This is a genomic window from Sporosarcina ureae (assembly GCF_002109325.1).
GTDB lineage: Bacteria > Bacillota > Bacilli > Bacillales_A > Planococcaceae > Sporosarcina > Sporosarcina ureae_C.
This window is the reverse complement of the sequence record NZ_CP015348.1, coordinates 3,128,418-3,141,448: the sequence shown is the minus strand read 5'-3', so window position 1 is coordinate 3,141,448 and position 13,031 is coordinate 3,128,418. Positions and strand designations below refer to the sequence as shown.

Annotated in this window: 11 protein-coding genes; all 11 read right to left on the bottom strand. The window is 39.3% G+C overall.

Going from position 1 to position 13,031, the window contains the following annotated elements:
* Positions 1-510 precede the first annotated feature (510 nt).
* Positions 511-1,575, bottom strand: coding sequence for a recombinase RecA (gene recA, locus SporoP32a_RS15370; protein ID WP_085428703.1), 1,065 nt, complete (start codon positions 1,573-1,575; stop codon positions 511-513).
* A 166-nt stretch (positions 1,576-1,741) separates the two neighbouring features.
* Positions 1,742-2,998 carry a competence/damage-inducible protein A gene (locus SporoP32a_RS15365; protein ID WP_085428702.1) on the bottom strand — a complete coding sequence of 419 codons (1,257 nt, stop codon included), beginning with the start codon at positions 2,996-2,998 and terminating at the stop codon, positions 1,742-1,744.
* A gap of 16 nt (positions 2,999-3,014) precedes the next feature.
* Positions 3,015-3,593, bottom strand: a complete 579-nt coding sequence (gene pgsA / locus SporoP32a_RS15360; RefSeq protein ID WP_085428701.1) for a CDP-diacylglycerol--glycerol-3-phosphate 3-phosphatidyltransferase — start codon at positions 3,591-3,593, stop codon at positions 3,015-3,017.
* A gap of 74 nt (positions 3,594-3,667) precedes the next feature.
* Positions 3,668-4,477, bottom strand: coding sequence for a helix-turn-helix domain-containing protein (locus tag SporoP32a_RS15355; protein WP_198166184.1), 810 nt, complete (start codon positions 4,475-4,477; stop codon positions 3,668-3,670).
* A 27-nt stretch (positions 4,478-4,504) separates the two neighbouring features.
* On the bottom strand, positions 4,505-5,299 hold the full coding sequence (locus SporoP32a_RS15350) for a DUF3388 domain-containing protein (RefSeq protein ID WP_085428699.1): 795 nt from the start codon (positions 5,297-5,299) through the stop codon (positions 4,505-4,507).
* 133 nt (positions 5,300-5,432) lie between these two features.
* On the bottom strand, positions 5,433-6,167 hold the full coding sequence (gene ymfI, locus SporoP32a_RS15345; RefSeq protein WP_085428698.1) for an elongation factor P 5-aminopentanone reductase: 735 nt from the start codon (positions 6,165-6,167) through the stop codon (positions 5,433-5,435).
* Positions 6,164-7,459, bottom strand: coding sequence for an EF-P 5-aminopentanol modification-associated protein YfmH (gene yfmH / locus SporoP32a_RS15340; RefSeq protein WP_085428697.1), 1,296 nt, complete (start codon positions 7,457-7,459; stop codon positions 6,164-6,166). Before yfmH ends, ymfI begins: the two co-directional genes overlap by 4 nt.
* The gene (yfmF, locus tag SporoP32a_RS15335) at positions 7,456-8,730 is read right to left on the bottom strand and encodes an EF-P 5-aminopentanol modification-associated protein YfmF (protein WP_085428696.1); all 1,275 of its coding nucleotides are present in this window, start codon (positions 8,728-8,730) and stop codon (positions 7,456-7,458) included. The genes yfmH and yfmF overlap by 4 nt, the downstream gene beginning before the upstream one ends.
* Before the next feature lie 509 nt (positions 8,731-9,239).
* Positions 9,240-10,193 carry an ABC transporter permease gene (locus tag SporoP32a_RS15330; RefSeq protein ID WP_085428695.1) on the bottom strand — a complete coding sequence of 318 codons (954 nt, stop codon included), beginning with the start codon at positions 10,191-10,193 and terminating at the stop codon, positions 9,240-9,242.
* A gap of 1 nt (position 10,194) precedes the next feature.
* Complete coding sequence (locus SporoP32a_RS15325) at positions 10,195-11,241, bottom strand: ABC transporter permease (RefSeq protein ID WP_085428694.1); 1,047 nt, start codon at positions 11,239-11,241, stop codon at positions 10,195-10,197.
* On the bottom strand, positions 11,231-12,799 hold the full coding sequence (locus tag SporoP32a_RS15320; RefSeq protein ID WP_085428693.1) for an ABC transporter ATP-binding protein: 1,569 nt from the start codon (positions 12,797-12,799) through the stop codon (positions 11,231-11,233). The genes SporoP32a_RS15325 and SporoP32a_RS15320 overlap by 11 nt, the downstream gene beginning before the upstream one ends.
* Positions 12,800-13,031: the final 232 nt, after the last annotated feature.

The window sequence follows — 13,031 nt, the reverse complement described above, 5'->3', positions numbered from 1 at the left end:
ATCTGTGAAAACGCCGAAGGCCTAACTTAATCCAACGGGTAGTAGAAACCCTGCTGTTTCGGGACTAATTTTTATTGTTGTCACTACTTTTTACTTATCTTTTTATTTTGCTGAATTAAGTTAAATCAACATACTGCCAAAAACAATTGATTGGTTTGTTAAATATAGGACGTATATAATACGCCACTTTAATTGTATAGTTGTATTTTTATTGTGTCAAGGAATGATGGAGGAAAAATGATCCTACAGTCGCTTTTGTATTGTTTAAATGAGTCTTTCCACTTTCATTTCTCTTGATTCATTTAAATGACCATTAATTTTCCCGGAAAGCAGAAAATATGTTAAACAAGTAGATGGTGATTATATACGTCGAACCTAGAATTTAGTGTGCTTTGTAGTGCGTTGGTTTTATAAAAGAATTAGTTTATCTTATGTAGTTCTATATAAAATTGCATTGGTTCAACTTCATAAAAAAACCGCCAATAGAAATTGGCGGTTTACATGCATAACTTACTTCTCTTCTGGTAGAGATAGTAAGTCATCAAGCTCATCTTCATCATCACCGTGCGCTGCAATCACATAATTTGTAGCATTTAAACCATATGATTCACGAATCTTCCCTGCAATTTCATCACGCATTTTTAGATTTTCTTTCAAGAATTGTTTCGCGTTTTCACGGCCTTGTCCCAAACGCTCACCTTCATAAGAATACCAAGCACCGCTTTTTAGTACTACTTCCAATTCTGAACCTAGATCTAGAATTTCACCTTCTTTTGAAATTCCTTCACCATACATAATATCTACTTCTGCCGTACGGAATGGAGGTGCGACTTTGTTTTTCACAACACGGATTCTTGTCTTATTACCCATAATATCATTACCTTGTTTAATTGCTTCGCCTCTACGAACTTCAAGACGAACGGAAGCATAGAACTTCAGGGCACGTCCACCCGGTGTTACTTCAGGGTTACCGAACATCACGCCTACTTTTTCACGAATCTGGTTGATGAATACTGCAATCGTATTTGATTTATTAATTGCACCAGAAAGTTTGCGCAAGGCTTGTGACATTAAACGAGCTTGCAAACCAACGTGTGCGTCACCCATTTCGCCTTCGATTTCAGCTTTAGGTACAAGAGCAGCTACTGAGTCCACTACGACGATATCTACTGCACCTGAACGTACAAGAGCTTCTGCGATTTCCAAAGCTTGCTCGCCTGTGTCGGGTTGAGATAATAATAATTCATCGATGTTAACTCCTAGCTTTTGTGCATAGACAGGGTCTAACGCATGTTCCGCGTCAATAAATGCCGCTGTACCGCCACTTGCTTGTACTTCTGCAATTGCGTGTAAAGACACAGTTGTTTTACCTGAACTCTCTGGTCCATATATCTCAATTACTCGTCCGCGTGGATATCCGCCTATTCCCAAGGCCGCATCCAGTGCTAATGAACCTGATGATGATGTATCGATTTGAAGATCTGTCTTTTCACCCATTTTCATGACAGAACCTTTACCAAATTGTTTCTCTATTTGTTTTAACGCCATATCTAAAGCCGCTTTACGATTGCTCAATTACAATTCCTCCTCAAACTCTTTTTCTACTCTTATTATACCTTTTTTCAATACAATACACAAGAATTAAACGAACGGGTATTCGATAAATTAATAAAAGGAATTGAAAAAAAGATACAAAATACTAGGATGAATTGAATTTTGGTAGCTAAATCGACTTGGAAATTCAATACTTCAATTCTTTTTTCTCTCTCATCATTTGAATTAAATAATGTAATGCGAACTGTACAGAACGCATACGGTTCGTATTACGTGAACCTGATAATTGAAGCTTGTAAGATGCCGTCTTCATTCCTTCTATTGCAATCCCGATCCAAACGGTACCTGGTGGCTGACCATCATGTGGTTCAGGACCAGCTGCACCTGTCAGACTAATTCCGATAGTAGTTGAACATCTCTCCTTGATACTTTCGGCCATTGCTTCTGCACATTCGGAACTAACCACGCCGTGAAAATCAAGCAATGACGGCAAGATACCCAATTGTTCGATTTTCATCTCTTTATTGTAGACTACAACGCCGCCTTTTAGCGCATTTCCAATTCCCGGTTGTGAACCAAGTTCCGCCATAAACATCCCCGAAGTCAAACTCTCCGCTGCTGAAATTGACCAGTCATTTTGCAGCAATAATTCAGTTGTTTTGGAAGCCAGTGTATCATCATCTACACCATAGATAAACTCCCCTACAATAGCACGGATTTCCTGCTCTACAGGTGAAATCAATTTTTGAGCTTCTTCTTCCGTTTTGGCTTTTGCAGTAATACGCAACTTAACCATTCCTGGTGAAGCGAGCGGTGCGATGGTAGGGTTTGTCTGTTTTTCTAATAAAGACTGGAGACGCACTTCCAATTCAGACTCACCAATTCCTTGCAATTTCAATACTTTAGAGGATATTATGTCCTGTTTACCGTACACACCAAGTAAGTACGGAATCGCTTCATGTTCAAACATAGGTTCCATTTCGTGAGGTGGTCCAGGTAACAAAATATACTGCTTATCTGCCTTGCCAATAGCAATACCCGGAGCCATACCATTACGATTCGGCAATACCGTAGATCCTTTTAAAACGAGAGCCTGCTGCTTATTATTTTCTGTCATTACTTTTCCGACATGATCGAAATATTCTTCAATAGTTTTCATCGCTTCTTCGTTAGATACCAGTTCACAACCTAATTCATGTGCAATAGTTTGTTTCGTGAGATCATCTTTAGTCGGACCTAACCCTCCACTAAATATGAGAATATCTGCACGTTGTTGTGCCAGTTTGATCGACTGGGACAAGCGTTCAGGATTATCTCCTACTACGGTATGATAATATACATCAATTCCAGCCTCAGCCAATCTTCCTGATATGAATCGTGCGTTGGTATTCGTGATTTGCCCCAATAGAAGCTCTGTTCCTACTGCAATTATTTCTGCTTTCATGAATACATTACTCTCCTCACATTGACTCGACTAAAATTTTACGATTTTTAACGAAGTAATCTACACCTGACCATACAGTAAATACTAATGCAATATACAACATGATAGTTCCGAACGGAATGCCCAGTGCTTCGAAGAAAATGTTATGCAATAAAAGAAAAGAAATTGCCAATAGTTGCGCCACTGTTTTAATTTTACCTAACTGGTTGGCAGCTACTACTTCCCCGCCTCCTGCTAAAATCAAACGTAATCCTGTTACCGCAAATTCTCTACTGATAATAATGATGACAATCCATGCAGGGGCTGTACCCATTTCCACTAATAAAATAAAAGCGGCTGAGACCAGTAATTTATCTGCCAATGGATCCAAAAACTTACCCATATTAGTTACTAAGTTGTTTTTTCTGGCTAAGTATCCATCTAGCCAGTCAGTTGTCGAAGCTACGATGAAGATAATTGCGCCTACCAAATGTTCGACAGGCATTTCTACTCCCCCGAGACGAATCATTCCCCAGCCAAAATCAACTGCAAGAAACAGGATGAAAATAGGAATCATAAAGACCCTGGAGAGCGTAATTTTATTTGGTAAATTCATTACATGTCCACCTTTCTAACGATTAAGTCCATTTATTAACAATAAAATAGTCACCCCTTGAGATGACTATTTTTCTATGGCTTTTTTAATACGATGTTTTGTGGAACGAGATCTGTTGGATAATCTACTCGCTGACCGTTAACTGTCAGTTCTGCGTTTTCATAATTCCCAACACGGATTCTCAAACTTTCTGCATCGTTTGCTTCAATTTCAATTGTTTCGCCTTCTTGTAATACACGGGCACCAGCTGGTTGTGGCATTCGTTCTTCTCCATTTTGATCCGTTACTGAAATCCAAGAATTACCCGTAGTCTTAATGACTAATTTGATAGTTTCAGGATCAGACAATTTGTATATAGACGTTTCTCCCGAAGTGGAAGCGTGTTCGAACGGTTGTTTTGGTTTTTCGATTTCAACAGGATCTGTTTGTGGATCCGTTACCACATTTGAATTCGACCCCAATGAGTCACCATCCATCGCTGGATCTGCTGCTTTGTCTTTTAACAATGTATAAACAATAACAAAAATCATAATGATAAATAGTGCAACAATAATTTTCGGCATTGCCTCTTTTAATGTGTTATTCTGTTTCGAACCTGCACTACGTTGCATAGTTGCTGGCACAACTTTCTCTTGCTCTTCTTGTACAGCAGTTTCATACTCGTCTTGATAAAGAGTCAGTATTTCCTCTGCATTCAAGTCCACCGATTCTGCATACTGTTTAATAAAAACCCGAACGTAGAAAGCCCCTGGAATGACTTGAAATTCTTCATTTTCAATTGCTAACAGATAACGCTGTTGAATTTTCGTACTGTCTTGCAAATCTTCCAGCGTCAATCCTTTTGATATTCTCGCTTCTTTCAAACGAGCACCTATTCCGATCAAATTCAACACCTACCTAATTCATCTCAATCAATTAAACATATTAAAGCCGCCCATAGGACTACGGTTAGAAATAGGATCATTCTTTTCCAGAATGTCGTATGTGATTTCCTGATCTACTGTAGTCCGTAACTCTATGATTATATCAAAGTCATCGATTGTATATTCCGATTGCTTCACAAACATATCTGGATGTTCGACAACTTTAATCGTAGGCAGGCCCATAATTTCGCGTACTAATTGCATATGACGTTCATCTGATGTTTTTCGTGTTACGATACCATCTAGTATAAAGATGTTATCATCTGAAAACTCATCTCCCATCATACTCGTTCTAACTGTTTGCTTAATCATTGTGGAGGATAAAAACACCCATTTTTTATTGGCACACACACTTGCCGCCACTACAGATTCTGTTTTACCTACTCTCGGCATTCCTCGAACGCCAATTAGCTTATGACCATCTTGTTTGAAAATCTCCGCCAAAAAGTCCACTAAAATCCCAAGCTCGCTTCTTATGAATTGGTATGTTCTTCGGTCTTCGGTACCGCGCTGAATATAATGTCCATGACGAACAGCCAATACATCACGTAATTTCGGTTCTCTAATCTTATGGATGACAATCGCATCCATAGTAGAAGCAATCAACTCGAAACGTTTAATTTGTTGATCATGATCAGTGTGGACAAGCATACCGCGGTATCTTCCATCCACCCCGTTGATGGTTACAATATCGACTCGCAACATACCGAGTAAGGAAGCAATATCCCCTAGTAATCCAGGGCGATTGACTTGCAACTCATATTCGACATACCATTCTCCCATTCAACACACTCCTTCATAAAACTACTTTTTTCCAGAATGCACAAGTCTGCACTTAGTTCTATAATAGCGGATTGCTAGAGTGATGAAAAGAAAAAAAGAAAAGGACATCACGTATCGTCCCTTTCCCAAGGCCTTAGATATACCAGCCACCATTTATTTGAATAATTTCACCTGTCATATAATCTGCTTTACCACTCAGCATAAATTCCACCATATTCGCTATTTCCTGCGGTGTTCCGACTGACAATAGCGGAATCTGATCCAGTACCATCTGCCGCTCTTCCGCAGTAAATTCCTGATTCATACGGGTATCGATCCATCCTGGCGCAATCGCATTCACTCGTATACCAGAATATGCAGCTTCCTTCGCATACGCTTTAACAAAGGCATGCTGTGCACCCTTAACTGCGGAATACATTACTTCGCCAGCTGCACCTGCACTTCCCCAAATTGAGCCAATAAACGTAATATAGGAAACTTCATGCTTACGCAGTTTTTCGGATAACAACGCGATTAATCGTGCTGGATTCTGCATATGAACTTGCCACAATTCCAACATATCCATTTCGCTCGTATCTGATAATAATTTTACGACAGCTTGACCATTAGCTACAACGATCGCTTGAATGCTTAGAATGCTCGCTGCCAGTTTTTCAGCGGCTTCAGCCACTCTGAAGTCAGCTTGCACACTGCGAAATTGCTGATCCGGATATATCTCTTCCAGCTCTGTTCTCAATACATCCACCTGATGTTTTCTTGTATTATAATGTAAATACAAAGACCATCCCGCTTCTGCCAGTTGCTTACAAATTACTTCCCCTATGCCGCCAGATGCTCCTAAAACAAGTGCAAATCTTGACTGGTTCATTGAGTCTTAGGTGGTAATACTTTAAAAATTGTATAGCTACTGTCATCAGAGAAAGTGGCAAATGCCTTTTTTAACTTATCCATTGATAGTTTTTCTAAAGTTGGTACCACATCGAATAAATTCATATTATTAAATTCATATCGTGTATATTGATTAGCGATGAATTCAATGGAGTTTAAAGAGCGCATAAATTGCCCGATTTTCTTTCTGCGCATTCTGTCCAAATCTTCTTCTTGCACTGGCCAATTTGTTTTTGCATCTTTAATGGTATGACGAATTAATTCTTCCAAGCGCTCCGGCTCATCTGTATCGGAACCAACCATTGCAAAACCATATCCTTCTTCCAAAGAGAATTCATATGAAAACGATTCATCCACTAAACCTTCCGCGTTTGCTTTTTCATAAAATGCAGATGTACGACCGAATAAACTATCTAGTACGAGGTTTGCTGACAATTCCATTTCAAGCATTTCTTGGCCCTGTAGCTCTGTCTCGGTACATTTCATACCGATATTCAACTTAGGTTTTGAAACATCCATCGTCAAAGTACGTTCAGGCACATCTACTTCTTTTGATTCGGATGGGAATTGGCGTTCGATTGCTTCAGGTTGATCGAATGATTTTTGCGCTTGATCTTCTTTGACAAATGCCATCATTTCCTCGGGTTTTACTGCTCCCACGATAAACAGCAACATATTGGATGGATGATAGAACGTCTCATAGCAAGTGTATAAATGTTCAGCTGTTATGTCCTGAATAGACTCAACAGTACCCGCAATGTCGATTTTCACGGGATGGTTTTCATAAAGGTTTTCAATTGTACCGAAATATAGTCTCCAATCAGGCTGATCGTCGTACATAGTAATTTCCTGGGCAATGATTCCTTTTTCTTTATCGACAGTTTGCTTTGTGAAGTATGGTTGTTGAACGAAGTCAAGTAATACTTTTGTATTTTCTTTTAGTTTATTCGTTGCAGAAAACAGATAAGCAGTTCTACCAAATGTAGTATAAGCATTTGCAGAAGCGCCGTTTAAGCCAAACTTCTGAAATACATCTCCATCTTCCTTTTCAAACATCTTATGCTCAAGGAAATGGGCAATACCATCAGGCACTGTGATAAATTCGTCTTTGCCATGCGGTTTGAACGTACGATCAATAGATCCATACTTTGTTGTGAACGTTACAAATGTTTTAGAAAATCCACGCTTTGGTAGAATAACTACTTTCAAACCATTATCTAATGTTTCAGTGTAGATTTTCTCTTGTAGTTGATCAAAATTTACTTCTTTCATTCGGAAACATCCTCCTTACCTGAAAGCAAATACACAATTTCTAATTGAACTGTATTCGCCATGTCCTTTATATCTTCCAATGTGACGGATTCCCACTTTTCGATAAGTCGATCTGCAGTGAAGTTCTCGTCCAATTCTTTATATTGATCATAAATTTCAATCTGACTACGAGCCGAATCATTTGCGCTCAAAATACTATTTTCAAGAAGAGCGATTGTTTGATTCAGTTCCACTTCTGTACTTTCCCCATTCTGTAGTGAGGTCAGTTGCTCAAGAATTAGTTTAACAGCTTTCTCTTCTAAGTCCGCATCAATACCTGCTGTGACGTAGACTATACCGTAATGCGAAGCAAATGCACTATTCGCATAGTATGCCATGCTTTCTTTTTCCCGCACATTCATGAACAATTTACTGTGAGCGAAGCCACCGAAAATACCGTTTGTTATTTGCATCTTATGATAGTCAGGATGATGGAAAGAAACAGGCGTATGGAATCCAAGATGAAGCTTACCTTGTTTCATATCTTGCTGTTCTCTAATTGTATTCACTGAATCCGACACTTTTACTTCAGGTAAATCCAGTTGCTCTTCTGCATCACGTGCAGTAAATGGTAGGAATTGCTTAATTTGCTCAATAATATATTTTTCATCTACATCTCCTACTACATAAATATCAATCAAATCGTTATTGATCATATCTTCATATGTAGTATAAAGACTTTCCTTTGTAATTTGAGATACAGCTTCTTCTGTGCCGTAAGCAGAAATAGATGCAGGATGATTGGGTCTCATGATTTCAAGCATGCGCTTCTGAGCGAAGCGCGTTTTGTCGTCATAAATAGAACGAATCCGATCGCGGACATTGCGTTTTTCTCTATCCGTGACATCCGGATCAAATGCTTTATTCGTTACGTTAGGATCGAACACTACAGAACGAATTAATTGCCATAATTGCTTAAAGATATCTTCACCTGCAAAAAACTCATCGTTTACACACTCTGTATAAAGCGAAACTATATGCTGCGAACTTCTTTTCGAAACGTCAGTAAATAATACCGTACCGTACAATTCGTCCAGTGCTTTGCGCATGGAACTCATTGTTGGGTACTGCTTCGTTGAATTTTCCATCACATTCGCCAACACCGTACGTTCAGAAGCTTTCTGCTGATCCAGTGGTACTTTCCACTTAATTGTCACATTAACCGTTTTGAACTGTTCCGTTTTCCGTATATACAAATGTACGCCATCTTGTAATTTTGTTTTATTGAACATACAAACACCTCGTTTACCTTATTATATGTAATCCTAGTCTCACTATACATTTAAGCCCGCCATTTGGAAAATGATACAACTCTTTCTAGTGCTGAGAGCGCTGTTTAGCCTCGATAGGCACTGGAGGACTTAAAAATAAAGGCGTACTTTGCCTTTATCTTTAAGGCCGAAGTGACCCGAGAGGCTGGCGCTCGAAGCCGGATGTTTCTAGTGCTGATGGTGGCGTTTAGCTGCGACAGACACTGGAAGATGTAAAAATAAAGGCGCCTTTTGCCTTTATCTTTACATCTGAAGTGATCCGAGCAGCTGCCACCATTCAGCCGGATGTTGCTAGTGCTGAGAGCGCTGTTTAGCCTCGATCGGCACTGGAGGACTTAAAAATAAAGGCGTACTTTGCCTTTATCTTAAATCTACACATGACTTTTCAGGACATTTAACTAAAAACTTTCTATAACAAACTTAGAAAAGCTATCTGAAGAGTATGCGTCTCCAGATAGCTTTTATAACTTTTATCGATTTCCTTTAACGTACGGCTTACCAAGTGCTTTCGGTGCTTTTGCTTTTCCAAGGAATCCAGCAAGAGCTAGTATAGTCAAGACGTAAGGGAAGATGTGGAAATAAACTGCTGGAATATCAGCTAGTAACTTAATACTTGACGAACTAATCGCAAGTGCCTGGGCAAATCCGAAGAATAACGCAGCTCCCATTGCACCCAGCGGATGCCACTTTCCAAAAATCATTGCAGCTAAAGCCATGAACCCTTGACCATTGATAGTCGCATGCCCAAAATCATTTGTGATGGTCTGTGAATAAACTGCTCCACCAATTCCCGCCAGTCCACCTGAAATAATAACTGCAATATAGCGTATTTTCGTTACTTTAATTCCCATTGTGTCTGCAGCCATAGGATGTTCTCCTACAGATCGCAGACGTAGACCAAACGGTGTTTTGTAAATTACGAACCATGCGATAATTGCAGTAGCAATCGCTATAATAGAAGACCCATATACTAATTTGAAGAACATCGGTCCGATAATCGGAATATCTTCCAAATACGGCACGTTAAATCTAGGAATTTTTTGTTGAATGAAATCTGTTTGTCCTTTACCAAAAATCATTTTCACGGAAAATAATGCAATGGCAAGACCTAACATGTTTATCGCAACACCTGAAACTACCTGATCCGCTCTGAAGGAGATAGAAGCTACTGCATGAAGTGTTGCAAATAGTGCTGAAACAAGCATAGCAACAAGTAATGCGAGCCAAGGTGTCCAAGCGCCAAAGGTATCCGCGAAAAATAGATTGAACAGAATACCGATGAATGCACCCATGATCATAAGACCTTCCAAACCGATATTGATAACACCGGATCGTTCAGAGAAGACACCGCCAATTGCTGTAAAAATAAGAGGGGCTGCTGAAGCAATTGTTATAGGTATGATGAAATATAATACGTCTAACATGTCACTTCGCCTCCTTCTTATTACGTAAACGTATGAGTCCTACACGGATGATGTATCCGCAGGCTACAAAGAAAATAACCAATGCAATAATAATCGAAACAATTTCTACAGGAATTCCTGCTTCGTTCGGCATATTATTCGCTCCGTATTTCAAAGAACCGAATAACGTAGCACCGAAGATGACACCGAGTGGCGTATTTGCTCCAAGCAAGGCTACGGCAATTCCATCAAAACCGATCCCTGTAAAGCCGCCCATTGAAGACATGTTACCAAACGTACCAAGTGCCTCCATTGCACCACCAAGTCCAGCGAACGCGCCAGAGATGACCATTGCGAGAACAATATTCTTATTAGCGCTCATCCCAGCATAGCGCGCTGCGTGTTCGTTATACCCAACAGACTTCAATTCAAATCCAGTTTTAGTTTTCTCTAAAATGAACCACATGACGATCACCATAGCCAGAGCTACAAATATTCCGTAGTGCAATGTGGAGTAGTCCGTTAGATTAGATAAGAACTCTGACCGGAGTGAGGCTGATTCATGGATACGCTCCAATTTGAATCCACCACCGGAAAGTGTTTTAATTAATGCGTTAACCACATGTAGGGCAACATAGTTCATCATAATAGTGACAATAACTTCATGTACTTTCAATGTAGCTTTTAAAATACCTGGTACTAGTCCCCATAATGCTCCTGCAGCTGCTGCCGCAATGAGCGCGAATGGTAAGTGAATGATTTTGGGAAGATCAAATGCCATCCCTACGTAAGCCGCAGCAAACCAACCTACGATCAATTGTCCTTCTACCCCAATATTGAAAAGTCCAGTTCTAAATGCGAATGCTACTGCAAGCCCTGCAAGGATGTATGGACTGATCTGACGAATCGTTTCACCTATCGCATAAGAATCACCAAAAATACCATTCCATAATGCTATATAGCCTGTGATGGGATTATAGTCACTGATCAGCATCACGATCGCGCCTACCAAGAGTCCTAAAAAGATCGAAATCACTGGGACCAGTATATTGATCACTCTATTCGACATGATGTTCATCACCATCCTTCGTAGCAGCTAGTACCTTTTTCTCAGCAACATCTTTTGAATGGCCTGCCATCATCAACCCTAATGCTTGTTCCGTAGTTTCTTGCGGAATTACCGTGCCTACAATAGTTCCATCATAAATAACTGCGATTTTATCAGAGACGTTCATGACTTCATCTAATTCAAACGTAATGAGTAAAACCGCTTTTCCACTGTCACGTTGTTCAATCAGACGACGATGAATAAACTCAATTGCACCAACGTCCAAACCACGTGTTGGTAATGCGGCAATCAGTAAGTCTGGATTTCTCAAGACTTCTCTTCCGATGATCAGCTTTTGCTGATTTCCTCCGGATAACGCTCTCGCTAATTCGTGTGTACCTTGAGTCCTTACATCAAATTCCTTGATTAGTTCTTCCGCTTTTTTATTAACAACTTTATAATTCATAATACCGCCTTTAGATAACGGTTCATGATAATACGATTGAAGAGCAGCATTATATGCAACTGAAAAGTCTAATATAAGCCCATGTTTATGACGGTCCTGAGGAATATGTCCAATACCAGTCTCTGTAATTTTTCTTGGCTTTTTATTGGTTACATCTTCTTCATTAATATAAATATTTCCACTTTTCACTTTCGTCAATCCAGTAATTGCTTCGATTAATTCGGATTGACCGTTACCGTCAATGCCGGCAATCCCCACTATTTCACCACGTCGTACAGAAAGGTTAAGGCCTTTTAACTTGGCAACACCTCGGTAGTCATTTACTTGTAGATTTTCTATCTTTAATACTTCTTCAGTCGGATTGGATGGACCTTTTTCCGTTTTAAATGTGACTTGACGTCCTACCATCAACGTCGCCAACTCTTCGGGATTCGTTTCTGATGTGATAACAGTACCGATTCCTTTACCTTTGCGGATGACAGTTACTTTGTCTGAAACGTTCATAATTTCCGCCAATTTATGGGTGATCAAGATGATTGATTTTCCTTCTGCTACAAGTTTTTTCATGATATTCAATAATTCATCAATTTCCTGAGGTGTTAATGATGCGGTGGGTTCATCAAATATTAAGATATCTGCCCCACGATAAAGCGTCTTCAGAATTTCGACACGTTGTTGCATACCTACAGAAATATCTTCTATTTTGGCGTACGGATCAACGTCAAGTCCATACATCTTGGAAATATCCGCAACTTTTTTCGCGGAATCCTTAATGTTGATAATCCCTGATTTAGTTGGTTCACTGCCTAAAATAATATTCTCGGTAACAGTTAAATTCTCCACCAACATAAAATGCTGATGCACCATCCCAATTCCTAGATCATTTGCTACGTTTGGATCAGTGATTTCTACTTTTTCGCCATGAACACGAATTTCGCCACCATCCGGTTGATATAAACCAAATAATACGTTCATTAAGGTAGATTTACCAGCACCGTTTTCACCTAGCAATGCATGAATCTCGCCTTTTTCCAGTTGTAATGTAATATGATCGTTTGCATAGAAATTCCCGAACTTTTTTGAAACATCTAGCATCTCAATTACATAATCCATCCCAATCACTTCCTTGCCCATAATAGAATTCAATAAATTAAAACAACACAATTCTTATCTTCAATAATACGTGATAAAGCCCCTATATGAAAAGTTGAAAGCGTTGCTATTTATTAATAAATAGCCTGCCGATATTATTTAGTATATTTTATTATTAATCTTAGAAATTAATAAAATAAAAGTTCCAGAGCAAATACTAAGAACCTTTATTTTATTAACTTAATGAAATGAA